General features: G+C 68.9%; 27 protein-coding genes. 21 read left to right on the top strand and 6 right to left on the bottom strand.

Going from position 1 to position 26,332, the window contains the following annotated elements; translation table 11 throughout:
• Window positions 1-25 precede the first annotated feature (25 nt).
• From ASF72_RS19705 to ASF72_RS19680, 6 genes are all read left to right on the top strand, one after another.
• Window positions 26-973 (top strand): ABC transporter permease, encoded by a 948-nt coding sequence (locus ASF72_RS19705; protein ID WP_050683692.1) that lies wholly within the window; start codon window positions 26-28, stop codon window positions 971-973.
• A gap of 8 nt (window positions 974-981) precedes the next feature.
• Window positions 982-1,998 (top strand): ABC transporter permease, encoded by a 1,017-nt coding sequence (locus ASF72_RS19700; protein ID WP_056601723.1) that lies wholly within the window; start codon window positions 982-984, stop codon window positions 1,996-1,998.
• Window positions 1,995-3,680 (top strand): dipeptide ABC transporter ATP-binding protein, encoded by a 1,686-nt coding sequence (locus tag ASF72_RS19695; RefSeq protein WP_056601721.1) that lies wholly within the window; start codon window positions 1,995-1,997, stop codon window positions 3,678-3,680. Before ASF72_RS19700 ends, ASF72_RS19695 begins: the two co-directional genes overlap by 4 nt.
• Before the next feature lie 99 nt (window positions 3,681-3,779).
• On the top strand, window positions 3,780-4,637 hold the full coding sequence (locus tag ASF72_RS19690) for a Cof-type HAD-IIB family hydrolase (protein ID WP_050683689.1): 858 nt from the start codon (window positions 3,780-3,782) through the stop codon (window positions 4,635-4,637).
• Window positions 4,638-4,649: 12 nt separating this feature from the next.
• Window positions 4,650-5,036 (top strand): hypothetical protein, encoded by a 387-nt coding sequence (locus ASF72_RS19685; RefSeq protein ID WP_327019600.1) that lies wholly within the window; start codon window positions 4,650-4,652, stop codon window positions 5,034-5,036.
• A gap of 71 nt (window positions 5,037-5,107) precedes the next feature.
• Window positions 5,108-5,692 (top strand): histidine phosphatase family protein, encoded by a 585-nt coding sequence (locus ASF72_RS19680; RefSeq protein ID WP_050683688.1) that lies wholly within the window; start codon window positions 5,108-5,110, stop codon window positions 5,690-5,692.
• A 50-nt stretch (window positions 5,693-5,742) separates the two neighbouring features.
• Here ASF72_RS19680 and ASF72_RS19675 read toward each other — a convergent pair whose 3' ends face one another.
• Window positions 5,743-6,342, bottom strand: coding sequence for a MarR family transcriptional regulator (locus ASF72_RS19675; RefSeq protein ID WP_050683687.1), 600 nt, complete (start codon window positions 6,340-6,342; stop codon window positions 5,743-5,745).
• Between the two features lie 121 nt (window positions 6,343-6,463).
• Here ASF72_RS19675 and ASF72_RS19670 point away from each other — a divergent pair, with 121 nt between their 5' ends.
• Window positions 6,464-8,860, top strand: coding sequence for a phosphoketolase family protein (locus ASF72_RS19670; RefSeq protein ID WP_056601781.1), 2,397 nt, complete (start codon window positions 6,464-6,466; stop codon window positions 8,858-8,860).
• A gap of 40 nt (window positions 8,861-8,900) precedes the next feature.
• Here ASF72_RS19670 and ASF72_RS19665 read toward each other — a convergent pair whose 3' ends face one another.
• On the bottom strand, window positions 8,901-9,644 hold the full coding sequence (locus ASF72_RS19665) for a siderophore-interacting protein (protein WP_056601718.1): 744 nt from the start codon (window positions 9,642-9,644) through the stop codon (window positions 8,901-8,903).
• Window positions 9,645-9,791: 147 nt separating this feature from the next.
• Here ASF72_RS19665 and ASF72_RS19660 point away from each other — a divergent pair, with 147 nt between their 5' ends.
• Window positions 9,792-10,382 carry a GNAT family N-acetyltransferase gene (locus ASF72_RS19660; RefSeq protein ID WP_056601716.1) on the top strand — a complete coding sequence of 197 codons (591 nt, stop codon included), beginning with the start codon at window positions 9,792-9,794 and terminating at the stop codon, window positions 10,380-10,382.
• Between the two features lie 33 nt (window positions 10,383-10,415).
• Here ASF72_RS19660 and ASF72_RS19655 read toward each other — a convergent pair whose 3' ends face one another.
• The 3 genes from ASF72_RS19655 to ASF72_RS19645 all read right to left on the bottom strand — a co-directional run bounded on the left by ASF72_RS19655 (window position 10,416) and on the right by ASF72_RS19645 (window position 13,089).
• Window positions 10,416-11,168, bottom strand: a complete 753-nt coding sequence (locus tag ASF72_RS19655) for a DUF429 domain-containing protein (protein ID WP_056601779.1) — start codon at window positions 11,166-11,168, stop codon at window positions 10,416-10,418.
• A 7-nt stretch (window positions 11,169-11,175) separates the two neighbouring features.
• Window positions 11,176-12,501: a carboxylesterase family protein gene (locus ASF72_RS19650; RefSeq protein WP_056601715.1), complete on the bottom strand. Its 1,326-nt coding sequence runs from the start codon at window positions 12,499-12,501 to the stop codon at window positions 11,176-11,178.
• 96 nt (window positions 12,502-12,597) lie between these two features.
• Window positions 12,598-13,089: an inorganic diphosphatase gene (locus tag ASF72_RS19645; protein ID WP_050683682.1), complete on the bottom strand. Its 492-nt coding sequence runs from the start codon at window positions 13,087-13,089 to the stop codon at window positions 12,598-12,600.
• Between the two features lie 158 nt (window positions 13,090-13,247).
• Between ASF72_RS19645 and ASF72_RS19640 the strand changes: the two genes are divergently transcribed.
• On the top strand, window positions 13,248-14,780 hold the full coding sequence (locus ASF72_RS19640; protein ID WP_082484601.1) for a D-alanyl-D-alanine carboxypeptidase/D-alanyl-D-alanine-endopeptidase: 1,533 nt from the start codon (window positions 13,248-13,250) through the stop codon (window positions 14,778-14,780).
• A gap of 17 nt (window positions 14,781-14,797) precedes the next feature.
• Here the strand turns inward: ASF72_RS19640 and ASF72_RS20525 are convergent, their stop codons facing one another.
• Window positions 14,798-15,004: a hypothetical protein gene (locus ASF72_RS20525; RefSeq protein WP_050683679.1), complete on the bottom strand. Its 207-nt coding sequence runs from the start codon at window positions 15,002-15,004 to the stop codon at window positions 14,798-14,800.
• A 187-nt stretch (window positions 15,005-15,191) separates the two neighbouring features.
• On the opposite strand from ASF72_RS20525, the gene ASF72_RS19630 reads away from it, so the two are divergent.
• From ASF72_RS19630 to ASF72_RS19575, 12 genes are all read left to right on the top strand, one after another.
• A complete protein-coding gene (locus tag ASF72_RS19630; protein WP_050683674.1) occupies window positions 15,192-16,322 on the top strand; it encodes a zinc-dependent metalloprotease in 1,131 nt (376 codons plus the stop codon).
• A gap of 123 nt (window positions 16,323-16,445) precedes the next feature.
• Window positions 16,446-17,501: a tRNA lysidine(34) synthetase TilS gene (gene tilS, locus ASF72_RS19625; RefSeq protein ID WP_056601775.1), complete on the top strand. Its 1,056-nt coding sequence runs from the start codon at window positions 16,446-16,448 to the stop codon at window positions 17,499-17,501.
• A 31-nt stretch (window positions 17,502-17,532) separates the two neighbouring features.
• Window positions 17,533-18,084: a hypoxanthine phosphoribosyltransferase gene (hpt, locus tag ASF72_RS19620; RefSeq protein WP_050683673.1), complete on the top strand. Its 552-nt coding sequence runs from the start codon at window positions 17,533-17,535 to the stop codon at window positions 18,082-18,084.
• 206 nt (window positions 18,085-18,290) lie between these two features.
• Window positions 18,291-20,354 (top strand): ATP-dependent zinc metalloprotease FtsH, encoded by a 2,064-nt coding sequence (ftsH, locus tag ASF72_RS19615; RefSeq protein WP_050683672.1) that lies wholly within the window; start codon window positions 18,291-18,293, stop codon window positions 20,352-20,354.
• Between the two features lie 9 nt (window positions 20,355-20,363).
• Window positions 20,364-20,996 carry a GTP cyclohydrolase I FolE gene (gene folE / locus ASF72_RS19610; RefSeq protein WP_050683671.1) on the top strand — a complete coding sequence of 211 codons (633 nt, stop codon included), beginning with the start codon at window positions 20,364-20,366 and terminating at the stop codon, window positions 20,994-20,996.
• Window positions 20,997-21,006: 10 nt separating this feature from the next.
• Complete coding sequence (gene folP / locus ASF72_RS19605) at window positions 21,007-21,927, top strand: dihydropteroate synthase (protein ID WP_056601714.1); 921 nt, start codon at window positions 21,007-21,009, stop codon at window positions 21,925-21,927.
• Window positions 21,928-21,934: 7 nt separating this feature from the next.
• Window positions 21,935-22,312, top strand: coding sequence for a dihydroneopterin aldolase (gene folB, locus ASF72_RS19600; RefSeq protein ID WP_050683669.1), 378 nt, complete (start codon window positions 21,935-21,937; stop codon window positions 22,310-22,312).
• A complete protein-coding gene (folK, locus tag ASF72_RS19595; protein WP_056601713.1) occupies window positions 22,309-22,854 on the top strand; it encodes a 2-amino-4-hydroxy-6-hydroxymethyldihydropteridine diphosphokinase in 546 nt (181 codons plus the stop codon). Before folB ends, folK begins: the two co-directional genes overlap by 4 nt.
• The gene (locus ASF72_RS19590; RefSeq protein ID WP_056601711.1) at window positions 22,851-23,384 is read left to right on the top strand and encodes a DUF3180 domain-containing protein; all 534 of its coding nucleotides are present in this window, start codon (window positions 22,851-22,853) and stop codon (window positions 23,382-23,384) included. Before folK ends, ASF72_RS19590 begins: the two co-directional genes overlap by 4 nt.
• Entirely contained in the window at window positions 23,365-23,877 is a 513-nt protein-coding gene (locus ASF72_RS19585) for a PH domain-containing protein (RefSeq protein ID WP_050683666.1), read from the top strand. The genes ASF72_RS19590 and ASF72_RS19585 overlap by 20 nt, the downstream gene beginning before the upstream one ends.
• Window positions 23,878-23,912: 35 nt before the next feature.
• The gene (locus tag ASF72_RS19580; protein ID WP_056601709.1) at window positions 23,913-25,445 is read left to right on the top strand and encodes a PH domain-containing protein; all 1,533 of its coding nucleotides are present in this window, start codon (window positions 23,913-23,915) and stop codon (window positions 25,443-25,445) included.
• Window positions 25,438-26,331 carry a Rossmann-like and DUF2520 domain-containing protein gene (locus ASF72_RS19575; RefSeq protein ID WP_056601707.1) on the top strand — a complete coding sequence of 298 codons (894 nt, stop codon included), beginning with the start codon at window positions 25,438-25,440 and terminating at the stop codon, window positions 26,329-26,331. Before ASF72_RS19580 ends, ASF72_RS19575 begins: the two co-directional genes overlap by 8 nt.
• Window position 26,332: the final 1 nt, after the last annotated feature.

Here is a 26,332-nt window from a genome sequence, read left to right as displayed (position 1 = left end):
CCGCCGCCCGATCCCAAGGACCACCATGATCCGCTTCATCGGACGACGCCTGCTGCAGGGAGCCTTCGTGCTCTGGGCGGCCTACACCGTGTCCTTCTTTATCCTCTACCTCCTGCCCGGCGACGCGGTCAGCATTATGGCCAGCGGCGACGAGCAAAACGCGGTTGACCCCGCGCTGGTTGCCCGGCTCCGAAGCGAATACGGGCTGGACCGGCCACTTCCCGAGCAGTACCTCATTGCGCTGGTCAAGGCGCTGCAGCTCGATTTCGGCATTTCCATCAAGAACGGCGTCTCCGCCACGGCGGCCGTGGCGGAGGTCCTGCCCGAAACAATCAAGCTCGCCGCGGCCGGTTTTGCGCTCGCCGTCATCCTGGGCAGCGCCCTGGCCATCGGGGCCGCGTTCAGCAGGAACCGCTGGCTCCGGCAGGCCTTTGCCGCCCTGCCTCCGCTGGGCATCGCCGTGCCCACGTTCTGGATTGGGCTGCTGCTCCTGCAGTTTTTTTCCTTCCGGTTCCGGCTGTTCCCGGCCATCGGGAACGACGGCGTGGCGAGCCTGGTGCTGCCCGCCCTGACGTTGGCGATTCCCACCGCCGCCGTGATCGCCCAGCTGCTGTCCCGCAGCCTGCACCGGACGCTGGGCGAGCCCTACATCGAACAGATCCGGGCCAAGGGCGCCAGCGACGCCCTGATCCACTTCGGTCACGCCCTCCGGAACGCCGCCATCCCCACCCTGACCATGCTGGGGATCCTGGTGGGCAACCTGCTGGCGGGCGCCGTGGTCAGTGAAACCGTCTTCTCCCGCGCCGGCATCGGCCGGCTCACCGTCACCGCTGTCAACAGCAGGGACATCCCGGTGGTGCAGACCCTTGTGGTCCTCGCCGCCGCCATCTTTGTACTCACCAGCCTGCTGGTGGACCTGATCTACCCACTGGTTGACCCGCGCATCAACACCGCCCGCCGGGTATCGGTTTAGGAGGCACCATGCCGCAGCAACTCGTCCGGCCCAGTCCGGCACAGACCCGTCCCGGGGACCCTGCAGTTGAGGGTACCGGTCCAGTCCCAACGGCTTCCGGTCCCGCCCCGGACGTCTCCCCGGCTTCGCCGGGAACGCCCGGAACCGGCCGCCGCGCACCCGGCCGGGCTGCCGGCGTCGGGCGCGCAGCGCTCCCGCGCCTGGCCGCCGCCAGCCGCAGGCTGGGCCGTGCCCCCGGCCTGGTGCTGGCCGGCCTGGTCCTTGGTGTGGTGGTTTTGTGGGCCGTGGTGCCCGGGGCTTTCTCGTCCTGGCCGCCGGACACCGGGGTTCCGACCGACCGGCTGCAACCGCCATCAGCCGCCCACTGGTTCGGCACCGACAGCCTGGGCCGCGACCTTTACTCGCGGGTGGTGCACGGAGCCGCCACTTCGCTCGCGGCGACGGCCGTCGCCGTTGGGGTGGGCCTGGTGGCAGGCTCCCTCCTGGGGCTGCTGGCCGGCTCGCTGCGCGGCTGGGTAGATGACGCGATCATGCGGGTCATGGACGTCCTGCTCGCCATCCCCAGCCTGCTGCTCTCCCTGGCGCTCATCACCGTGCTCGGGTTCGGCACGGTGAACATTGCCATCGCCGTGGGGGTGGCAAGTGTTGCGAACTTCGCCCGGATCATGCGGGCGGAGGCCCTGCGGGTGGGGACCGCCGTATACGTCGAAGCGGCGCGCTCCGCCGGCGTCCGCTGGCACACCATCCTGCTCCGGCACGTGCTGCCCAACGCCGCCGGCCCGGTCCTGGCACTCTCGGCCCTCGAATTCGGTATGGCGGTGCTGTCCATCTCCTCGCTGAGCTTCCTGGGCTTCGGCGCCCCGCCCCCGTCGGCCGAATGGGGATCCCTCGTGGCCGGCGGGCGGGACTACCTTGTGGCCGCCTGGTGGCTGGTGACGCTGCCGGGCGTGGTGATTGCCGCCGTCGTGCTGGCCACCAACCGCTTATCGCACGCATTCGCCAACCCCGAAAGGAACCGGACATGACCGGCACCCAGCCGTTGCTTAAAGTCGAGGACCTGCGCGTCAGCTACCGCGTCAACGGGGAAACCACCGAAGCGGTCCATGGTGCCAGCTTCGAGGTCCACGCCGGCGAGGTTGTGGCGATTGTGGGCGAATCCGGCTCCGGCAAAACCACCACCGCGCACGCCATCATCAACCTGCTGCCCGCCAACGCCAGCACTGACGCCGGCTCCGTGGTGTTTGCCGGCGCCGACCTGGCAAAGCTCACCCGGAAGGAATGGCAGGGGGTACGGGGCAAGGAGATCGGCCTGATCCCGCAGGATCCCACAGCTGCCCTGGACCCCTTGCAGCGCGTAGGAGTCCAGGTGGCCGAGGCGCTCACCATCCACCGGCTGGAGCCGCGGAAGGTGGCCCGGCAAAGTGCCGTGCGGCTGCTGGCCGAAAGCGGCATCCCGGACCCGGAAACGCGGGCCCGGCAGTTTCCGCACCAGTTTTCCGGCGGGATGCGCCAGCGGGTGCTGATTGCCACGGCGCTCGCCGCCTCGCCGCGGCTGGTGATTGCGGACGAACCAACCAGCGCCCTGGACGTGACGGTGCAGCGGCAGATCCTGGACAACATCTCGGCCCTCACCGCTGAACGCGGAACCGCCGTCCTGCTGATCACCCACGACCTTGGGGTGGCCGCGGACCGGGCCGACCGGATCATCGTGATGCGCAGCGGCGACATCGTTGAACACGGCCCGGTGGCCAACGTCCTGGGCAACCCGCAGCACGCCTACACCCGCCAGTTGATTGCGGCTGCGCCCGGGCTGAACCCGCGACGGCTGCGGCCGGCGGTTGCCGGTGGCGTTAGCACCGATGTGCCCGGCGCCTTGTCCGATCCCGCCGGCCTGCCCCGTGCTGCTGCCGCTGCTGCGGAGCCGCTGGTGGTGGCCACGGACCTGCTTAAGCTCTTCCACCTGCCCCGCACCGCCAAGGGACCCAAAACCCTGACGGCCGTGAACAACGTTTCGCTCCAGATTGGCCGGCGCGAGACGCTGGCGCTGGTGGGGGAGAGTGGGTCGGGAAAAAGCACCGTGGCACGGCTGCTCCTCCGGCTGGACCGGCCAACCTCCGGCTCGGTGCACTTTGACGGGGTGGACCTCGCCGCTGCCAGGGGCGAACAGCTGCGCCAGCTGCGGCGGCGTTTCCAGGTGGTTTTCCAGAGCCCCTACGCTTCCCTGGACCCGCGTTTCAGCGTCGCGGACAGCGTGGGTGAACCGCTCCGGGCGTTCGGGGAAGGCACCACGGCGGACCGGCGGGCACGTGTTGCCTCGCTGCTGGAGGCAGTGCACCTACCGGCGACTTATGGTGCCCGGCAGCCTGTCGAACTGTCCGGCGGACAGCGGCAGCGGGTGGCCATTGCCCGGGCGCTGGCGCTCCGGCCCGACCTGGTGGTGCTGGACGAAGCGGTGTCGGCACTCGACGTGTCGGTACAGGCCCAGATACTGGCGCTCCTCGCCGAACTGCAGGCCAAGGACGGCCTGAGCTACCTCTTTATCTCGCACGACCTCGCCGTGGTCCAGCAGATTTCGGACCGCGTGGCCGTGATGCGGGGCGGGGAACTGCTGGAGGAGGGACCCGCCGGGGTGGTGCTGGAGCGTCCCGCACATGAGTACACCCGGGAGCTGATCGCCGCCGTCCCGGGCCGGGGCCGCCAGGGTTAATACCCACACCGGGGACAACCTGTGAATATTAACCGGACGTTCAACAAAGCTGTGGCGCGCGTCCTAGCGGCCATGCCGGGCGTCTGCTTCACTTGTTCAATGACAACGCTGACTGAATCCTCAGTCGCCGGCAACGATGACCGGCGAGAGAACCCCAACAACAACGACACCCGGCTGATGGTGGCCCTGGACGTGGACGGCACCCTGGTCAACCACGACGGGCACATGTCCCCGGCCGTCCGCAACGCAGCCCAGGCCGTGGTGGCCGCAGGCCACGAAGTGATGATTGCCACCGGCCGGTCCCTGAACGCCACGCTGCCCATCATCGAGCTGATCGGCATCGAACACGGCTACGCTGTCTGCTGCAACGGCGGCGTGACCCTCCGGCTGCACCCGGAGCTGGACAAGGGCTACGAGATCATCCACAAAGCCACGTTCAACCCCGCTCCCGCACTCCGCGCCCTCCGCGAGCGGCTTCCGGCAGCCAAGTACGCGCTGGAGGACGAGGACGGCAACTTCCTCTCCACCGAGCGGTTCCAGGACGCCAGTTTTGGTGTTGAGGCCGTGGGCGTCGACTTCCAGACCATGCTTGCTGCCACGGCCGTCCGCGTGGTGGTGTTCAGCACGGACAACACCCCCGAGGAGTTCAACGAGGCCATCCGCCACATCGGCCTCGCCGGCGTCACCTACTCCGTGGGCTGGACTGCCTGGCTGGACATCGCCGCCGCCGGCGTCACCAAGGCCAGCGCGCTGGAAAACCTGCGCACCCGGCTGGACATCGGGCCGGAGCAGACGGTCGCCATCGGTGATGGCCGGAACGACATCGAGATGCTCACGTGGGCCGGCCGCGGCGTGGCCATGGGGCAGGCGCCGGAGGAAGTTCTCGCCGCTGCGGACGAGGTCACCCTTTCCGTGCACGACGACGGCGCCGCCCGTGTGCTCCACAGCCTCCTTTAGCGCCACACCGGGATGACAGTGGTCCAGACGGCGGCGCTGGCCGCCTGCGTCCTGCTTGCCGGACTCGCTGTCTTCCAGGTTGCCCTCATCGCCGGCGCGCCCGTGGGCCGGTTTGCGTGGGGCGGCCAGCACAAGGTCCTGCCCGCAAAACTGAAGGCCGGAAGCGCCGTCTCGATCCTGCTCTATTTTGTTTTCGGCTGGCTGGCGCTGGGCCATGCCGGCCTGCTGCCGGTGCCCGGCGGCAGGACCCTGACGTCCGTCGCCGTCTGGGTGCTGACGGGCTACTTCGCCCTGGGGGTTGCCATGAACGCCATCTCGCGGAGCAAGCCGGAGCGCTTGGTCATGACTCCGCTGGCCTTGGTCCTGGCAGTGCTGTTCCTGGTCCTGGCCCTCAACTGAACAAGCCAGGGAACGCCGGTTCCAAAGGGCCGGTTCCCGTCCGGGCCGCCCCGCAAGGCAGAATGGAAGCCATGAGCCTCACCACTTTCGCCCTGGTCCGCCACGGCCAGACCGACTGGAACGCCGAACGCAGGCTGCAGGGTGCCACCGACATCCCGCTCAACGACGTGGGCCGCGGACAGGCGCGCGACGCCGCAGCCGTCCTGGCACCCTACGAATGGGACGCCGTTGTGTCCTCGCCGCTGAGCCGCGCGGCGGAAACCGCCGACCTGATTGCCGCGGGGCTGGGGCTGACCGTGTCGCGGCGCGTCCCCGAACTGACCGAGCGCAGCTTCGGCCCCGCGGAGGGCATGCAGGCGGGTCCTGAACTTGAGGCGCTCCGCATTCCCGGCGGGTTCCGGGGAGCCGAGAGCGAAGACGAAGCGGCCACCCGCGGCCTGGCAGCCCTCGAAGCCCTGGCCGACGAATTCCGCGGCCAGCGCGTCCTGGTGGTCACGCACGGCACCCTGCTCCGCGTCAGCCTGGGGCGGGCCACCGGCCGGACCCTCGCCAGCGTGGACAACGCCGCACTCAACCTGGCCCACCACCACGCCGTCCACGGCTGGGAACTGGAATTCTTCAACGGCGAACCGGTTCTGGCCACCGCAGGCAGCTAGCACCTGACAACGCCCAGCCGGCCCGCGGAACACAAAGCAGCCGGCGCCGGCTACCTGGCTTCGAGGATTAACGCCAACAGCCGGGCAGCGGCAGGCCTGGCGGCGTGCTCCTCGTTCCACTGCGCCCGCGCCACCGCCTTGCTGACGGCCTGCGTGGTGATGCCCAGCGCCTGGGCCACAGCTTTTTGCTGGCCACGGACCCCTGGTGTGAGCAGGTCCAGCACCCGCCACTCGGCCCCTGACCGGTCCCGGACTATCAGGCCCAGCAGGCGCAGTACGGCTTCGGCGTCGTGCGCAATGTCCGCCACCGGGCCCTCCACCGCAACAGGCACCCGTTCCTTGCCGTTCCGGAGCCGGTCCACGGCCCGCCGGGCATAAACCAGGCCATGCCCGGAGGCGTCCTTGATCTGGTTGGGCAGCGGCTCGTTCACCGGCCCCACCCCGATCCCCACGAACCAGGAGCCGCAACGCAGGGCCACCAGGGCTGCTTCCACTGCCTGGTGCGGGCAGTCCACAATGCCTTGGACTTCATCTTCCACGGACCTGTCGAAATCCAGGCGCGCGGGGATGTGCCGCAGGTCCTTCAACAGCTGAGGGACGCGGTCGCCGTCGCGCCGGCTATCCGTTTGGTTGATGGTCAACGTGAACATTGAACCAAAGACTACCCGTTGGCAGTGCCGGGCAGGCAAGCAGGGTTGCACCAGGTTTCCCCATCTGGTGCGATGGGTGGTAATGCCGTCCCAGGGCGGCGCCATCGACGGAAGGACCATCATGGCCGGCAGCATGGGACCGAACGAACTGGACCTCCTGGACAGATGGTGGCGGGCGGCGAATTACCTGTCCGTGGGCCAGATCTACCTGCGAAGCAACCCCCTTCTGCGCGAACCGCTCCAACCGGGGCACACCAAAGCCAGGCTGCTGGGACACTGGGGCACCACCCCCGGGCTGAACTTTGTTTATACCCACCTGAACCGCGTCATCCGGCGTGAAGCCGCCGAGATGCTCTTTGTTGCCGGTCCGGGACATGGCGGTCCCGCCGTCGTCGCCAACTCCTGGCTGGAGGGGACCTACTCGGAGATCTACTCCCACGTGGGGAACGATGCTGACGGTATGGCCGAACTGTTCCGGCAGTTCTCCTACCCCGGCGGCATCCCCAGCCACGCGGCGCCGGAAACTCCCGGTTCCATTAATGAAGGCGGCGAGCTGGGGTACTCGCTGGCCCATGCTTACGGGACCGTGTTCGACAACCCCCAGCTGGTGACGGCCGTGGTGATCGGGGACGGCGAGGCGGAGACCGGACCACTCGCCGCGAGCTGGCACTCGCACAACTTCCTGGACCCCGTCGCGGACGGGGCAGTGCTGCCCATCCTGCACCTGAACGGCTACAAGATTGCCAACCCCACCATCCTGGCCCGGATGCCCGAACAGCAGCTTGACCAGCTGCTCCGCGGCTACGGCCACGAACCGTATTTCGTCACGGTGGCGGATCCGGACGCCACGGAACAGGCCCACCAGGACTTCGCGCAGGCACTGGACGCCTGCATGGCGGACATCCGAGCCATCCAGGACCGGCGCCGGAACCCCGCCGGCCCCGCCGGAGCGGACGGTGCCGGGCAGGACCCGGCACCCCGCTGGCCCATGATTGTGCTGCGCTCACCGAAGGGCTGGACCGGTCCGCGGGTTGTGGACGGACTGCAGGTGGAAGGGACCTGGCGCAGCCACCAGGTGCCACTCTCGGAGGTGCGGACCAACGCCGGGCACCTGAAGATGCTGGAGCAGTGGCTGCAGTCGTACCGGCCGGAGGAACTGTTCGACGCCGACGGGAGGCTGCGTGCCGACGTCGCCGAGGCTGCCCCCGCAGGGGATTTCCGGATGAGCGCCACACCGCATGCCAACGGCGGCTTGCTCCGCAGGGACCTTTTGTTGCCCGCCTACCGGGACCACGCCGTCGAGGTGGCCCGGCCCGGAACGGAACGCGTCAGCCCCATGATCACGCTGGGTTCGTGGATGCGGGACGTGATCGCACTGAACATGGAAAACTTCCGGCTTTTCGGCCCGGATGAGACGGCCTCGAACCGCCTCCAGGACGTCTATGAGGTCACCGACAAGGTCTGGCAGTACCGGATTGAGGACGTCGACCAGAACCTGGCGCGTTCCGGCAGGGTCCTGGAGGTGCTCAGCGAGCACCTCTGCCAGGGCTGGCTGGAAGGCTACCTGCTGACCGGGCGGCACGGCGTGTTCAGCTGCTACGAGGCGTTCATCCACATTGTCGACTCCATGTTCAACCAGCATGCCAAGTGGTTGAAGGTGCACCGGACGCTGCCGTGGCGCCAGCCCATTGCCTCCCTGAACTACCTGCTGTCCTCCCACGTGTGGCAGCAGGACCATAACGGTTTTTCCCACCAGGACCCGGGCTTCATAGACCACGCGGTGAACAAGAAGGCGGAGGTGATCCGTGCCTACCTGCCGCCGGATGCCAACACGCTGCTCTCCGTGATGGAGCACTGCCTGGCTTCCACGGATTATGTGAACATCGTGGTCAGCGGCAAACAGCCGTCACCCACCTGGCTTGGCCCGGCCGACGCCGCCAACCATTGCCGCCGCGGCCTGGGAATCTGGACGTTCGCCGGCTCGGAAGTCCCCGGAGAGGAGCCCGACGTCGTGATGGCCTGCGCCGGCGATGTGCCCACGGTGGAAACCGTCGCGGCGGCGGAACTGCTCAGGCTGGGAGCCCCTGGACTCAAGGTGCGGGTGGTGAACGTGGTGGACCTGATGCGGCTCCAGGACGAATCCGAGCACCCGCACGGGTTGCCCGCCAAGGACTTCGATGGCATCTTCACCACGGACAAGCCCATCATTTTCGCCTATCACGGCTACCCTGCGCTGATTCACCGGCTGGCTTACCGCCGGACGAACCAGGAGGGCCTGCACGTGCGGGGCTACAAGGAAGAGGGGACCACCACCACGCCGTTCGACATGGCCATGCTCAACGGGATCGACAGGTTCCAGCTTGCCATCGACGCGATCGACCGCGTGCCGGGACTGGCGGCGCGGCACTCGATCCTGCGCCAGGACCTGTTGGACCGCAAAAACAAGGCCTTCGAGCACACCCGCACGTACGGTGAGGATCCGGAGGAAATTACCGGCTGGACCCTCGGCGGGGCGTAGGCAGGAGGGCGCCCGACGGCGGGGCCGCGCCGCCGGCGGGTCAGGAAGCTTCGCCGGACCGCCAGTAGCCCAACGCGTTGATCCGGCGTTTGTCCACGCCCAGGGTTTTCCGCAGGTGCCTGGTGATGGCGCGGGTGCTGGCGGCCTCGGCAGCGAGCCAGTAATAGCCGGTATCCATGCCCGCGCCGGTCGCTTCGGCGCGGGCGGTCAACGCAGCGCAGACCTCGCCAACCAGCCGGTCGCCGCCGTCCTGGCGCGGCACCCAGGACACCGTATCCCTGGCCCTGGCATGTACCGGCAGGGAACGGTCCGGGTGGTGGCTGTATTCGAGCCAGATGGTGGCAGGTATGTCGCCGAGGACCGTTAGCAGTGAGTTGATGGCCGGGATTGAGGCGGGATCGCCCACCAGCACCGCGGCCGTGGGCGCCGGGTCCGGGAGGTCGAATTTGCTGCCCTGGACGGTGGCCTCGATGGTTTCCCCGGCCTTTACGGCCCGCGCCCAGTCGGCGGCCCGGCCCTCGTGGAGGGCGAAGTCCAGGCTGAAGGTCCCGGCCGCGGCATCCGGGTTGACCAGGGTGAAGGCGCGCTGGTGCGGTTTGCCGTTGTCGTCGAACCACAGCCGGATCCACATGGTGGGATGGACGCCGCAGTCAGCCAGCAGCGAACCGCCGTCCACGTGGATCCGCATAAACTGCGGGCCGATCTGCTCGCGGCCCGTCACGGCCAAGGAAAAATCCTTGGCCCCGAAGACTTTGAGGACGGCGCCCTCCCAGCTGCGCTTCATGGTTCTCCTTCTGCCCGGACGCTGTGCACGCAAAACGGGAATCGATGCTTTAATGAGGACAGCCTAACCTAACCTGCGCTTTCCGCTGGTCCCGTTGCAGCGGCGTTACGGCAAAATTCAGCCCGCAGGACTATTCCGAGGAGAGCCATGTCCACCAGCCCAATCGCGGCACCCGAAGCCGCCCGGCGGACCCCTGTTTACCAGGAGGAGTTCGAAACCTGGGGGCTGTTCCGGTTGCTGCCCATCGACCCCGTGGCGGACGCCGCTGTTCTCCACGGCTGGGTCACGGCGGAGCGCGCCAGGTTCTGGGGCATGTCCGGCTATACGGTGGCGGAAGTCCGGGAAGTCTACGAATTCCTGGCCGGGCTGGACACCCACCACGCCTACCTGATCGGCCTGGCCGGCGAACCATTCGGCATTTTCCAGACCTACCAGGCCATCCACGATCCGGTGGGCGAGGCCTACCCTGCACTGCCCGGTGACACGGGTACGCATCTGCTGCTGGGCCCGGCGTCGAGGTTCATCCCGCATTTCACCCCGGTGCTGGCGGCGGCGCTGACCCGGTTCGTCTTCGCGGACCCGGGCACGGAGCGCATCATCGCCGAGCCCGACGCCCGCAACGGCAAGGCCATCCGGCGGCTCCTTGCCTCATCCTTCGAGCTCGGCCCCGTTGTTCAGTTGGCGGACAAGCAAGCCCAGCTGGCTTTCCTGACGCCGGCCATGCTCGCGGGTAACTGACAGCCCCGCTTGCTGGAGCCAGGCCGGCACGCGTCAGTCCGGCAGCCCGTCGAGCCCGCACGAGGGCAGATGGATCCAGCCTTCGGTCCCCGCCGCCGCAGCGTGCGCAGCGTCGGGGCGCAGGGTCAGGTTGCAGGCCACGGCGCGTGCCGTCAGGGCGGCCACGACGGCGTCAAACAGGTCATCAGACCCTGCCAGCCGGGCCTCGTTCCCGGCCAGGTCCAGCCAGGGCGCCTGCGCACGCAGCTCCGCGAGGAGTGCGGCCAGCCGTTCTGTTTCGGTGCTGCCGCGGCCCTTGTAGCCGCGCCCGTTCAGGCCCCAGATCCGCAGCGAAGCGGCCGGGTACACCTCGGCGAGCCTGCCTGAGCCGTCTTTGGGCTGGGGTCCGTGCAGGCCGGCGATTTTGGCCTGGAGCACAGCGCACCGCATGGCGGGGTGCGCCAGCCGGTCAGCCGAGACGCTCAGCGGGATCAGGCGCGTCTGTGCGGTGACGAACCGATCGGTGTCGCGGTAGGCCAGGAGCCGGCGCCCGGCGATGCCGTCGTGCTGCAGGACCGGTCCTGCGTCGGACGCCAGGTGCCCGGTCAGGAAGGGGAGCAACGCGTCCGGCCAGCCCACCGGGCAGTCGATGCCGGTGACGTCGGTGGCGCCGAAGAGGTCAACGATCTCCTGGTCGTCCACCCCGAGCGCCAGATGGGCCAGGGAAGCCCCGCCCGGGCCCCACTCGAGGACCGCCACAGCAGTCTTTGCGTCCGCCGCGGCGAGGTCAACACCCAGCGACTTCACGGCGCACTCACGCTGCCCGGTACCGCAGGACGCCCGGAATGCCGCCCGCGGCATCCAACTTCCCGTCCCGTGCGAAGCCTGCCCACAGCGCCCGGACCTTCCGGCCCACGGCGTCCACCTCGTCCCACGTGGCGCCCCGGATCAGGCCAACCCCGTCCCAGGTGCCCCGGTTGCCGAACAGCAGGGGCAGGTCGATGGTGTGGGCCGAGCCGTAGACGTTGTCCGGTGCGTGCCAGTCCAGGACGTAGTGGTGCGCCGTGCCGCCGGCCGCAGCGTGGCGGCGTGCGAACCGCCTGGACGCCCGGCCGTAGACGGCCTCGGTGACCACCCGGTTGACGGCGCGGAGGGCGCCTTTGCCGGCCAGCGGAACCTGTTCCAGCCGGCCGAGGAACGGGCTGCGGGGCAGGAAGAGCCGCGCTTCCTGGGACGTGTGCCCGATCAGCACCTCGATTCCCGGCGCTGTCCGGTCCCAGGCTGCTTCGATGTCGGCTTCCGCCGGAAGGGGGTCATGGCCGTACTGGGTGCCGAACGGCATGGCTGCCAGCATGCCGAACCTGCGGGCCACCTGTGCCACGTTTTCCTCGACGGCCACCACGTCCATGGCCGGGGTGTCCGCTGTGACGGACCCGGCTGCGATCCCCATGGCGTGGTTCATTTTGGCCCGGCCGCGGGAGATGCCCAGCGGCGCGCTCTGGATGATGGCGCGCTGGAACAGCCGGGGCGCCTCGGGGACGGCCATCAGGTGCGCAATGGCGTCGCCGCCCGCGGACTGCCCAAAGGCCGTGACCCGGCCCGGGTCGCCGCCGAACGCCGCGATGTTCCGCTGCACCCAGCGGAAGGCCTCAAGCTGGTCCAGCAGGCCCAGGTTGCCCGGCCTGCCACTGTGGGTGGACAGGAAACCGAACAGCCCCAGCCGGTACGTCACCGACACCACCACCACCTTGTTCTCCGCTGCCAGCACTGCCGGATCAAAGATGGCCAGGTCGCCCGAGCCGGTGGTGTACGAGCCGCCGTGGATCCACACCATGACCGGCAGCTTTGCGTCCGGCGGGGTGCCGGCCGGGAGGGTGATGGACAGGTTCTGGCAGTCCTCGCTGCCGGGCAGCTCGCCGTATTTGGTGCCCAGCACGTCGTCCAGGAACGGCACCGGCGCCTGCGGGCAGGCCGGCGCCGGGGACGTGGCAACCAGTGGCGCTGTCCGGTCCGGCGCATGGGTGGGCGGCTGGAACCGGGCCGCCGTTGCGTAGGGGATGCCGGTGGCGCGGATGACCTCGCCGTCGCGGCGGCCGATGACCGGTCCGGAGGGCGGGGCGAAAAGGGGTTCGGAGCTCACCCTCCACCTTAACCACAACACGGGGCCACTTCCGGTCCGATGCAGCGGGTGCATCGAACCGGAAGGGGCCCCGCGGTGATTGGCGGCTGCTGGACCTTAGTGGCCGGCTGCCGGCACGTAACGCTTGATGGAGGCTTCGAGCTCGGCTTCAGCGGCGGCGCGGTCGCCCCAGCCTTCGGCCTTGACCCACTTGCCGGGCTCCAGGTCCTTGTAACGGGTGAAGAAGTGCTCGATTTCCTTGATCAGGAAGTCGCTGACGTCACTGATTTCCTGGATGTGGTCGAACCGGGCATCCACGGGGACGCAGAGGACCTTGGCGTCGCCGCCGCCGTCGTCCGTCATGTTGAAGACGCCGATGGGCCGGGACTCGACGATGACGCCGGGGTGCAGGTCGAAGTCCTGCAGGAGCACCAGTGCGTCCAGCGGGTCGCCGTCCTCGCCCAGGGTGTTCTCGAAGAAGCCGTAGTGGGTGGGGTACTGCATGGAGGTGAACAGGACGCGGTCCAGGCGGACGCGGCCTGTCTCGTGGTCAACTTCGTACTTGACGCGGGATCCCTTGGGGATCTCGATGGTGACGTCATGCTTCATGGAAATGCTCCTCGGCAATGGCAGGGGGTGCGCGGCACAGGGGAGACCGCCGCCAAAAATGGGGTGTCCGTGCCGCCGACTATTATTGAGGATATAGCGAGCGGCCCTGGAATCAGGAACTTGTGGGGATATTTCAGGACGTGAGGACCGGCACTGGCATGACCAAAACAGCAGGCGCGGAACCCCGGCGGCACCGTGCCCGGAGGGCTGCCGCCGCGGTGGTGGCGCGCGTCCGGAAGTCCTGGCCGGCGGCGCTCCTGGTCGCGGTCCTGTTGGCAGTGGCCATCCCCTCGGCGCTGCTGGTGGTGCCGGGCTTCCTTGCCCCGGACCAGCCCGCCCCGGCGCCGGCGGCACCCGCCTGGCAGCAGGTCCCGGCCACGTTGTCCGCCGTGCCGGCGTTGGCGCCGCTGTCGGCTGCCGCAGCCATCCCGCGGCCCGCAGCCGTCGCGGCGGAGCTGGATCCGCTCCTGGCGGCCGACGGCGGCGGAAACTTTACGGGGCAGGTCCAGGATGCGCTCACCGGCGAAGTCCTGTTCGACAGGGGCGGCGCGGACGCCAGGGTGCCGGCCTCCAACCTGAAACTTCTGACCGCCGTCGCTGCCCTTCGCACCCTTGGCCCCGATCACCGGTTCAGCACCAAGGTCCTTTCCGGTCCGGACAACCGCCAGGTGGTCCTGACCGGCGGGGGAGACGTGCTGCTGGGGGCCGGCGCCTCGGACCCCGACGGGGTGCGCGGCCATGCCGGCCTGGCGACGCTGGCCGCGCGGACGGCGGATTCCCTGCGCAGTGCCGGGGTGACGGGCGAAATCACGGTGCGCTTTGATGATTCGCTGTTCAGCGGGCCGGCCTTGAATCCGGCCTGGGGCCTGGGGGACGTGGCCGCCGGCGAAGTGGCTCCGCTGGCTCCGCTGGCGCTGAACGCGGCCCGCTACGATCCCGCCGTGACCACCGGGCCGCGGCCCCAGGACCCGGCGGCGGCCGCGGCGGCCGAGTTTGCCGGCCAACTGCGGGCGGCAGTCGAACCGGCGGGATTGACGGTGGCGGCCGCCGTCGAACGCGCGCCTGCTCCGGCCGGAACCGGAACCGGAACCGGAACCGGAACCGGGGGCGAGGCAGGGCAGGAAGTCCTGGCCGCGGCGGACTCGGCCACCGTGGCGGAGCAGGTAGGGGCAATGCTGCAGGATTCCGACAACTACCTGGCCGAGGCACTGGGCCGGTTGGCGGCACTTGCGTCGGGGCGGCCCGGCAGCAATGACGGGGCCACCGCCGTGGTCGGGGCGGAGGCCGTGGCGGCGGGCATCGCCCCGGCGCCACTGCAGCTGGCGGACGTGTCCGGGCTGGCCATGGGAAACCAGGTCCCGGCAGGCACGTTTGTCCGGGCGGTCACTGCCATCACCTCCGGCCCGGATGACCGGCTCCGGGCTGCCCTGGCCGGGTTCCCGGTGGCCGGCGTCTCCGGCACCCTCGACTCACGGTACGGCGACGACGCCACAGCCCGCGGTGCCGGGCTGGTCCGGGCCAAGACAGGGACGCTGAACACTGTGATCGCGCTCAGCGGATATGTGGTGGACGCCGACGGCCGGTTGCTGGTGTTCTCCTTCATCGGCAACGGACTGACCCCCGGCGCGGCAGGGAACCGGGCAGCGCTGGACCGGGCCGCGACGGCCCTCGCGGCCTGCGGCTGCCGGTAGGCGGCAACAGGGTCGGGTCAGGACTCCCGGCGGACGGGTTCCGTGGCCACCAGCGGGGTGGCGGCGGCTGCGGCCGCCACGGAAGACGCCGTGCCGGTGTCGGCAGCCAGGGCCGCCGGAGCCGTGGTGCCCAGCAGGGCTGCGAGGACAACGGCGGCCAGCACGGACGTCCAGCCCTTCCGCGGGCCTGCGGTCAGGGGAGCGATGGGACGGTACGGGATCATGGGGTCCTCCTGGCGAGTGTGTGGGGTCCGTGCGGGGGAGCCGCCGGTGTGCTTGATGGGTCCAACATTGCCCGGCGTGCATAGGCCGGGGCTTTCGCCGGCCTATGCGCCCGCTGTGAGTCGCGGGCTGTTCGCCGGTCAGCGAACTTAAGGCCGATCAGCAGCATGCTGTGTTCTGATGGGACTTATGGAGACCACCGCGCGCGAGTCGGCACAACCGTTGTCCGCATCTGCCCAGTCCCTTATCAACTGGGACCTGGCCGCGTCCACCGCGGCCCGGCTCACCCCCGCCGGGCCAACACTGTCCCCGGCGGACATCGGCAAGGCCGTGGACAGCCTGCGGGAACTGGCTGATAAGTCCGTTCCGCACGTCCACGAGATCACCGGGCTGGAGGCAGCGCGGGACCTCCGGGACTCCTCCGTGCTGGTGGTGGACAGGGCTTCCTGGGCCAAGGCCAACACCCAAAGCTTTGCCGTGATGCTCCGGCCGGCCATGGAAAAGATGGTCGAGAGCCGGCGGGGCACCATCAGCCCGGCCGCCGCCGGGGTCAGCGGCGCCATCACCGGCAGCCAGTTGGGCGCCGTGCTGGCGTTCCTTTCCAGCAAGGTCCTGGGCCAGTACGATCCCTTTGCCGCGCTCGCCGAAGGTTCCAAGGCGCCCGCCGGCGGCAGGCTGCTGCTGGTGGCCCCCAACATCGTCTCCGTGGAGCGCGAACTCAACGTCACGCCGGAGGACTTCCGGCTGTGGGTGTGCCTGCATGAGCAGACCCACCGGGTGCAGTTCGCCGCTGCCCCCTGGCTGCGCCACCACATGCTGGCGCAGATCGATGACCTCAGCGGGCACCTGCTGGGCAACGTCGATTCCCTGATGGACCGGGCAGGGGCAGCAGCCCGCTCGCTCAAGGACCGCTCAGCAACCGGCGACACCCCGGGCCGCGGCGCCATCCTGGACCTGTTGCAGGACCCGGAGGAGAAGGCGGCCATCTCGCACCTGACCGCCGTGATGAGCCTGCTCGAGGGGCACGCCAACGTGGTTATGGACGCCGTGGACGCCAGCATCGTGCCGTCCGTGAAGACCATCCGGCAGCGGTTCAACGCCCGCGGCAAGGACCGCGGTGTGCTGGAGAAGTTCCTCCGCAACCTCCTGGGCCTGGACGCGAAGATGCGCCAGTACTCGGACGGTGCCCGTTTTGTCCGTGCCGTGGTGGCCGCCGCCGGCATGGAAGGCTTCAACCGGGTCTGGGAATCGGCGGACCACCTGCCCACCGAACCCGAGATCCACGACGCCAAGCTGTGGCTTGAGCGGATGGGCCTCTAATTGCCTGACGTTCCCGCCGGCAACGCCGGTGTCCCGGCCGGCAAGGCCGCTGTCCCCGGCGTCCAGGGCGGACGACGGCGGCCCGGCAGGTTGGCGCCGGTTGTGGGCACTGCGCGGAAACGGTTGCAGGAATCCCTGGCCGGGGCCGGCTACCCTTCGCACGTGGTGGTGGCCTGCAGCGGCGGACCCGATTCCCTGGCGCTGGCCGCCGTGGCCGGGTACTTCGCCCGGCGCGGCCACGTGGACGGCCACCCGGTCACCGTGGGCGCCGTGGTGGTGGACCACCAGTTGCAGGAAGGGTCCGCCGGGGTGGCCGCCCACACTGCGGCAGTACTCAAGGACCTGGGCCTGGAACCGGTGCAGGTCCGCACCGTCACGGTGGACCGCACCGGGATGGGCCCCGAAGCCGCAGCCCGGGACGCCCGGCACGCCGCGCTGGACGCCGCAGCCAGGGACCAGGGCGCCGGCGCTGTCCTGCTGGGCCACACCCTGGATGACCAGGCCGAACAGGTGCTGCTGGGCCTGGCCCGCGGGTCCGGCACCCGGTCACTGGCAGGCATGCGGCCCGCCCGGGGCCTGCTGCTCCGGCCGTTCCTGACCCTGCGCCGCGCGGACACCGAGGAGATCTGCGACGTGGAGGAGCTCCAGCCGTGGCACGATCCCACCAACTCCGATCCCGCCTTTGCCCGGTCCCGTACCCGCGTTGATGTCCTGCCGCACCTCGAAGCCAACCTGGGCCCGGGGGTGGCCGAATCCCTGGCCCGCACCGCAGCAATCCTGCAACTGGACGCCGACTACCTCGAAGATGTGGCAAAAACCACCTTCGAGTCCCTGGTGGAGCGGGACGGAACGGACGTGGCCCTGCCGGAGGAGCCGCTGCGCGCCCTGGCCCCGGCCATCCGGTTCCGGGTGATCGCCCGGGCGGCGGCCGACGTCGGCGGCCAGCAACCCAGCTACCAGCGGCTTTTGGCGGCGGAAGCGCTGCTGCGCCGGAAGGGATCCGCCGGCCCCGTGGAACTGCCCGGCGCGGTGTCCGTGTACCGGCTGTCGCTGGCACAGCTGCAGGACGCCACCGGAGCAGGCGGCCCCGCAGGGCAGGCGCCGCAGGCCACCGGTCCCCGCGAACCCGCGCGCTGTGGGAAGCTAGTATTCCGGTCCAAAAAACCGCCCAAGAATTAGTCGCACCCCCGCATCTACACAGGAGCCATTGGTGGATTCAAACGACGTCCATGCAGATCTCAAGCACGTTCTCTACACCAAGGAGCAGATCCAGCAACGGATCACCGAGCTCGCTGCCCAGATCGACAAGGACTACGAGGGCCGCGAACTGCTCATTGTGGGGGTGCTGAAGGGTGCCGTTATGGTCATGGCAGACCTGGCCCGGGCCCTCCACAGCCACGTGTCCATGGACTGGATGGCTGTGTCCTCCTACGGCTCCGGCACCCAGTCCTCCGGCGTGGTCCGGATCCTCAAGGACCTGGACACGGACCTGATGGGCAAGGACGTGCTGATCGTTGAGGACATCATCGACTCCGGCCTCACCCTGTCCTGGCTCAAGACCAACCTGGAATCGCGCGGCACCGCCTCGGTGGAGATCTGCACCGCCTTCCGCAAGCCCACCGCCGCCAAGGTGGAAATCGACGTCAAGTACGTGGGCTACGACATTCCCAACGAGTTTGTGGTGGGCTACGGCCTGGACTACGCCGAGAAGTACCGCAACCTGGACTTCGTGGGCACCCTCGCCCCGCACGTTTACGAGTAAGGCGCAGGGGACTTAAAGCGCGCTGACGACGGCGGCCTCCGGGCCGCCGTCGTGCGTTAAGCCGCTACGCCCACAGGGAACTTTTGGTTTCCACCGAGCGTGATTTACTCCGGACGGTGTATAGCTAGAAGCTGACGCAGCACCATCACGCGCGAAACACACGCCGTGCAGCACTACCGGAAGGGACGGGGCCAGCCCCCGAACAGATGAAAGCTAAGAACTTCTTCAAGGGCCCGGGCATCTGGATCATCGTTGTGGTCGGCCTGCTCCTTGTGGCTTTTGCAACGCTTGCTCCCGGCGGTGCGGCACGGATCGACACGGACAAGGGCCTGGAACTGCTCACCGGCGACAAGGTGGAGCAGGCAAAGATCTTCGACGGTGAAAACCGGGTGGACCTGACCCTGAAGGACAACTACCAGGTGGACGGGCAGGACAAGGGCAAGAGCGTCCAGTTCTTCTTTGTGGATGCCCGCGCCGCGGACGTGGTCAAGGCCGTCACCGACGCCAAGCCCGCCCAGGGCTACACGGACCAGCCGGTGGAAAGCAACTGGTTCTCCGGCCTGCTGTCGCTGCTGATCCCGGTGATCCTGCTGGGTGCGCTGTTCTGGTTCCTGATGACCCGGATGCAGGGTGGCGGCTCCAAGATCATGCAGTTCGGCAAGTCCAAGGCCAAAATGGTCAGCAAGGACATGCCGCAGGTGACCTTCGCCGATGTTGCCGGCGCCGATGAAGCCGTGGAGGAACTGCAGGAGATCAAGGAGTTCCTCCAGGAACCCGCCAAGTTCCAGGCCGTGGGCGCCAAGATCCCCAAGGGTGTGCTGCTCTACGGCCCTCCCGGTACCGGTAAAACGCTCCTGGCCCGCGCCGTGGCCGGCGAGGCCGGCGTCCCGTTCTTCTCCATCTCCGGCTCCGACTTTGTGGAAATGTTTGTAGGTGTGGGTGCTTCCCGTGTCCGTGACCTCTTCGAACAGGCCAAGGCCAATTCCCCGGCCATCATCTTTGTTGACGAAATCGACGCTGTGGGCCGGCACCGCGGCGCCGGCATCGGCGGCGGCAACGACGAACGCGAGCAGACCCTCAACCAGCTCCTGGTTGAAATGGACGGCTTCGACGTCAAGACCAACGTGATCCTCATCGCCGCCACCAACCGGCCGGACGTGCTGGACCCCGCGCTGCTGCGCCCGGGCCGCTTTGACCGGCAGATCTCGGTGGAAGCGCCGGACCTGATCGGCCGCGACCAGATCCTCCAGGTCCACGCCAAGGGCAAGCCCATGGCGCCGGGCGTTGACCTCAAGGGTGTTGCCAAGAAGACGCCCGGCTACACCGGTGCGGACTTGGCCAACGTCCTGAACGAAGCCGCGCTGCTGACCGCCCGCTCCAACGCGAACCTCATCGATGACCGCGCCCTGGACGAGGCAATTGACCGCGTGATGGCCGGCCCGCAGAAGCGCAGCCGCGTCATGAAGGAACACGAGCGCAAAATCACCGCGTACCACGAAGGCGGCCACGCCCTGGTGGCAGGTGCCCTCCGCAACTCCGCGCCGGTCACCAAGATCACCATCCTGCCCCGCGGCCGCGCCCTCGGCTACACCATGGTGGTCCCGGACAACGACAAATACTCCGTAACCCGCAACGAACTCCTGGACCAGATGGCCTACGCCATGGGCGGCCGCGTCGCCGAGGAAATCGTCTTCCACGACCCCTCCACGGGTGCGTCCAACGACATCGAGAAGGCCACCTCCACGGCCCGCAAGATGGTCACCGAATACGGCATGAGCGAGCGGATCGGCGCCGTCAAGCTGGGCCAGGGTGCCGGCGAACCGTTTATGGGCCGCGACAGCGGCAGTGACCGCGGCTACTCCGACCAGGTTGCGTTTGTGGTGGATGAGGAAGTGCGCCGGTTGATCGACCAGGCCCACGACGAGGCCTACGCCATCCTGATCGAGAACCGCGATGTCCTGGACCGGCTCGCCGTGGAACTGCTGGAACGCGAAACCCTGAACCAGGCGGAAGTGGCGGAGATCTTCACGGATGTCCGCAAGAGCGATTTCCGCCAGGTCTGGCTGTCCAAGGACACCCGCCCCGTGCAGGCGGCGGGTCCCGTGGAAAGCCGCCGCGAAAAGGCTGAGCGCGAAGCCCAGGAGGAAGCCACCCAGGCCCGCCTGGATGAACCGCTGGACGCCCAGCCCCCGCACCCGCAGGGCGTCAGCAACGACGCACCGTTCCAGGGCGGCGTCACCGGCTCGGGGCCGGACACCCTTCGCGGCTAAGCTTTCCCTGTGACTTTCTTCGACGACGACGACGTGCCCCCCTCCGCCGGATACCAGGCGGAGGGCGGGTCCCACCCTGCGGTTGACCGCCCCAGGATCGAAGCGGCCGTCCGCGAAATCCTGCTGGCCATCGGCGAGGATCCGGGCCGCGGCGGCCTCCTGGACACCCCCAAGCGGGTGGCCAAGGCCTACGCGGAGATGTTCGCGGGCCTGCACCACGACCCCGCCGACGTCCTGTCCACCACTTTCGACCTGGACCACGAGGAACTCGTCCTCGTCAAGGACATCCCCTTCTACTCCACCTGCGAGCACCACCTTGTGCCGTTCCACGGCGTTGCCCACGTGGGCTACATTCCGTCGCACGAAGGGAAAGTGACGGGGCTCAGCAAGCTGGCCCGGCTGGTGGACATCTACGCCCGCCGCCCCCAGGTCCAGGAGCGGCTCACCACCCAGATCGTCGAAGCGCTGGTCAGCCACCTCAAACCCCGTGGCGCGATCGTCGTTATTGAATGCGAACACATGTGCATGTCGATGCGCGGTATCCGCAAGCCCGGAGCGAAGACCGTCACCAGTGCGGTCCGCGGGCAGCTTCATGACCCGGCTACCCGTGCCGAAGCCATGAGCCTCATCCTCGGAAGGTAACCAACAAACCATGGATTCACTCGCCGCAAACCCGGGCACCGGGCCCGCTACCTCCCCGCTGCCCGTCCTGCGCAAACCCCGCCCGGCAGCCCGCTTCGATGACCTGCCAACCGGCCGCACCCTGGTCATGGGGATCCTCAACGTCACCCCGGACTCCTTCAGCGACGGCGGCAAGCACCCTACGGCGGACACTGCCATCGCCGCCGGGCTGCGGATGTTCTACGCGGGAGCGGACATCATCGACGTGGGCGGCGAATCCACCCGGCCCGGCGCCGAGGAAGTCAGCCCCGACGAGGAACAGCGCCGTGTGCTTCCCGTTATCGAAGCGCTGGTGAAGGCCGGCGCGCTGGTCAGCATCGACACTGTGCGCACTGCCACGGCCGCGGCTGCGGTCAAGGCCGGCGCGGCCATCATCAACGACGTTTCCGGCTTGACCATGGAACCGGAGATGGCCGAGCTGGTAGCGGCCACCAAAGTTCCCTACATCCTCACGCACCGCCGCGGCGATGCCCGCACCATGGATTCGCTGGCCGAATACACCGACGTCGCCGGGGAAGTGGCCGCGGAACTGGCCGGTGTCCGGGACAAGCTCCTGGCCGCGGGCGTGGCAGCGGACCAGATCATCGTGGACCCGGGATTGGGCTTCGCCAAAAACGATGCGCAGAACTGGGAGCTGCTCCAGCAGCTGGACCGCCTGGACGGCCTGGGCCACCGGGTCCTGGTGGGCGCCTCCCGCAAACGGTTCCTCGGCACCCTCCTTACCGTGGCCGGCAAGGCTGCCGCACCGGAGGAACGCGACGCCGCCACCGCCGCCATCACCGCCGTCAGCGCTTTCCGCGGCGCCTGGGCGGTCCGCGTGCACAACGTCGGTCCCAGCCTTGACGCCGTCAAGGCCGCTGCACGCATGGCCCCGCCACGACCCTCCCGGTAGGCGCGCCATGGACAGGATTACGCTGACCGGAGTGACCGCCGTCGGCCATCACGGCGTCTTCGACTTCGAACGCCGCGACGGCCAGCCCTTTGTGGTGGATGCCGTGCTGTACCTGGACTTCGGTCCCGCCGCCGCGTCCGACGACGTCAGCGACACCGCGCATTACGGGGAAGTGGCGCAGCGGATCACCGACCACATCACCGGCGAGCCGCTGAACCTCATCGAAGCCCTGGCCGTGCGCATCGCGGACAGCCTGCTGGCGGAATTCCCGCTGCAGGCGGTGGACATCACCGTCCACAAACCCCAGGCGCCCATCGAGGTGCCGTTCGGCGATGTCACGGTCGCCGTCCACCGCGAACGGCCCGCCGCAGGGGTGCCGGCATGACCGCCGGCTACGCCAAGGCAGTGCTCGCCCTGGGCAGCAACCTGGGCGAACGCAACGACACCCTTTCCGGCGCGGTGGCAGACCTGGTGGACCCGCCTGAGGTCCGGCTCCTGGCGGTCTCCTCCGCGGTCCAGACCAAAGCCGTGGGCGGACCCGCGAACCAGCCCGATTTCCTGAACATGGTCATCACCGTCGAAACCAGCCTGAGCCCCCTGGAACTGCTGGCCCATTGCCAGGCGGTGGAGAACAAGCACCACCGCGTCCGGGAGGTCCGGTGGGGGCCGCGCACCCTCGACGTGGACATCATTACCTACGGCGAGCTCTCCAGCGATGACCCGGTCCTGACCCTGCCGCATCCGCGGGCGGCGCTGCGCGCCTTTGTGCTCTACCCCTGGTCCACCATTGAACCCGCCGCCATGCTGAACGGTGAGCGCGTCAGCACCCTGGCCGCCCGGGCCGCCGACTTCGGCGACCTGGTCCCGTTCGACGGGTTCGGCGACTTCGACGGCCTGCCCACGGCTGGTGCGGTGGAGGAACGATGAAACCCCTGAGCCCCGTCCGCCTGCTGCTCATTGTGGTGATCCTGGCGGTGGCCGGCTGGTCCGCCACGGTGGTGACCGGCCGCTACAGTATGGCCACCCCCGTCCTTCCCGCCACAGCGCTGGCCACCATGGGGGTCATTGTGGTGATCACCCTGGTCCTGGGCATCCGGGTGCTCCGCTGGCGCAACAGCACCATCAAAAAGACTGTGCTGGACCCGCTCCTGGCCGCCAGGACCCTGGTCCTCGCCCAGGCCTGCGCCTACGCCGGCACCGTGCTGCTGGGCTGGCATGTTGGCATTTTCCTGGACCAGTTGCGGATCTGGACGCTGCGGAGCAACCAGGGCATCACCTGGCTGGCCCTGGCCATGGCCGGCGGCGGCCTGGTGATGATCGTTGTGGGCCTGCTCGTGGAGCGGTTCTGCAGGATCCCGCCCGAAGACACCGACACCAAGAACATTGACGGAAAGCCCGGCCGGGCAGTCCGCGGAGAAGCCACGGGGGAAGGCGAATATGCGTACAGAGGCGATTGATCCACCAGGGATAACCTGGGTCCGTGTGTCACCGAAGTACGTCACCGTCAGGCTGGTGCAGTGGGCGCTGGCCAACCTGCTGAGCATCCTCGTCTTCTGCCTGCCCCTGGTCTTTGTCCTCCTGGGCTGGTGGCGGTGGCCGCCGCTGTGGCTGGCCATCACTGTTCCGGCGGTGCTCCTGGTGGCCGCCCTGTGGCGGCTGGTCCTCATTCCGCGGCAGGTCCGCGCCATCGGCTACGCCGAACGGGATGATGACCTCCTGGTCCGGACCGGCATCTTTTTCCAGCGGACCATGGCCGTGCCGTATGGCCGTATGCAATACGTCGACATCGGCGTGGGGCCGGTGGAGCGCGGGCTTGGCCTGTGCACCCTGAAGCTGCACACCGCATCGCCCGGCACCAACGCCCACATCCCGGGCCTTCCTGCAGCGGAGGGGGCACGGCTCCGTGAGCAGTTGACGGCGCGCGGCGAAGCAAGGCTGGCCGGGCTGTGACGGAGCGTCCTTCAGCCCTTGACGGGGCGGCTTCCTTGGACGGGCCGGCGCCGCTGGACGGGCCCGCCGTTGAAGCGGCCGACGGCGCGTGGCTGCGCGTGCATCCGGCGTCGCCTTTTGTGCGCGGCTGGGTGGCCCTGGCCGCCATCGCATTTTTCTTCGGCAGGGACATTTTTGAACGAACCCTGCAGGGCCGGCCGATGTTCGAGGGCAACTTCGCCGCCCGCGCGCCGTGGCTGATCGCCGGCGGCGGGATTGTGCTGGTCATCGCCGTTCTCGGTTTTGTCCTTACCTGGTACTTCACCAAGTACCAGGTGTCCGGCGGGTATGTCCGGGTCAACTCCGGGTTTGTGTTCCGTCAGCAGCGGCAGGCCCGGCTGGACCGGGTGCAGGCCATCGACATCGTCCAGCCCCTGCTGGCACGCATCTTCGGGCTCGCCGAGCTTAAGTTCGAAGTGGCCGACGCCGGCGAGTCCGCCGTCCGCCTGGCGTACCTCAAGGTGGACCAGGCCCGCCAACTGCGGGCCACCATCCTGGCGCGCGCCGCAGGCGTCACCGTCGGGCCGGACACCCCGGACGCTGAGGCGCCCGAGGCGCCGGAACACCAGGTCCTGTCCGTTGCGCCGCCGCGCCTGATCGGGTCGCTGTTGCTCAGCGAGCAGAGTTTCTTTGTGCTCCTGGGCGGCGTGGGAGCGGTGGTCCTCTCCGCGGTAACCGACAACCGCGGCTTCTACTTTTACCTGATTCCCGCGGCACTGGGCCTGGCCGCCAGTTACTGGAGCCTGTTCAACAAGGGCTACAACTTCACCGCGGCCATTTCCCCGGACGGGATCAGGCTTCGCTACGGGTTGCTGGACACCCAGGCGCAGACCCTCCCGCCCGGCCGCATCCAGGCCCTCAAAATCAGCCAGCCGCCCTTGTGGCGGATCTTCGGCTGGTACCGGATCCAGCTCAACGTGGCCGGCTACGGAGCAGTGGAAGGCGCCGGCGGCAATTCCGCACGGACCACGCTGCTGCCTGTCGGCAAGAAGGCAGATGCCATGGCCATGCTGGCCCTGGTGCTTCCCGACCCGGGCACCAGCGAGCCGGACGTGGTTTTCGGCGCCGGGCTGGCGGGGCTGGATTCCGATGGTGGCTTTGTCACCACGCCCCGCGGGGCCCGGCTGCTGGCTCCACTGGGCTGGCGGCGGAACGCGTATGCGGCCACGGACACGGCGCTGCTGATCCGCTCCGGCCGCTGGTGGCGGGCCCTTGTTGTGGTCCCGCATCAGCGCACCCAGTCCATGGCGCTGCACCAGGGGCCGCTGGCCCGCCGGTTCGGCGTGGCCGACCTGGTCCTCCACACCACGGCAGGGCCAGTGGCGCCGCGCCTCTACCAAGCCGGACTGGAGCAGGCCCGGACCCTGTTCAACGATCAATCCGCACGTGCCCGGCTCGCCCGGAAACGGCAAACCACCGAGCAATGGCTGCGGGAGGTGGCGCCGCCGGGCAGCAGTGTTGCGGCGGCCGCCCACAGCGGCCCGGAACACCCATCCCTCCCGCCACAGGAAGGCCACCCCCATGGCTAAGCCCGGACGCCTGGGCGTCGGAATCATCGGCGCAGGCAAAGTCGGCGCGGTCCTCGGCGCTGCCCTGCGCGGCGCCGGACACGCCGTCATCGGCGTTTCGGCCGTCTCCGAGGCGAGCCGGGACCGGGCCGAGGCCCTGCTGCCCGGCGTGCCCGTCCTTGAGGTCCAGGACATCGTGGAGCGCGCGGAACTGGTGCTGCTCGCGGTGCCCGACGATGCCCTGCCGGACCTGGTGGACGGCCTGGCCAAGCTGGGCGCGTGGCAGCCGGGGCAACTTGTGGCGCACACTTCCGGGCGGTTCGGTGTGGGGGTGCTGCGTCCGGTGCGGGCCGCCGGTGCCATCCCGCTGGCCCTGCATCCGGCCATGACGTTCACGGGAATGAGCCTGGACCTGACCCGGCTGCTGGACTGCACCTTCGGGGTGACCGCGGATGCGGCCATGCTTCCTATCGCGCAGGCACTGGTGGTGGAGATGGGCGCCGAGCCGGTGGCCATCGCCGAGGCGGACAGGGCGCTGTACCACGCTGCCCTGGCGCACGGGTCCAACCACCTGGTCACCCTGGTGGCGCAGGCCTCCGAGCTGCTCCGCGAAGTGGCCGTCGAATTCCCCGAACGCATGCTGGGCCCCCTGCTGCGCGCCACGCTGGAAAACGCGCTGGCCTCCGGTGAATCAGCCCTTACCGGCCCGGTGGCGCGCGGGGACCTGGGAACAGTCAGCGCACACGCGGAGGCGCTGCGGGAGTTCGACGCCGGGGCACACGGCGACGTGCTGGCCGCCTACACGGCCATGGCCGGCGCCACGGCCCAGCGCGCGGAACGGCGGGGACTGCTGACACCGGACCAGGCTGCCGGCCTCCGCCAGGCCCTCGACACCACGGAAGACTGAG

Source organism: Arthrobacter sp. Leaf141 (assembly GCF_001424565.1).
Classification (GTDB): domain Bacteria; phylum Actinomycetota; class Actinomycetes; order Actinomycetales; family Micrococcaceae; genus Arthrobacter.
This window is presented reverse-complemented; position numbering and strand designations above follow the sequence as displayed.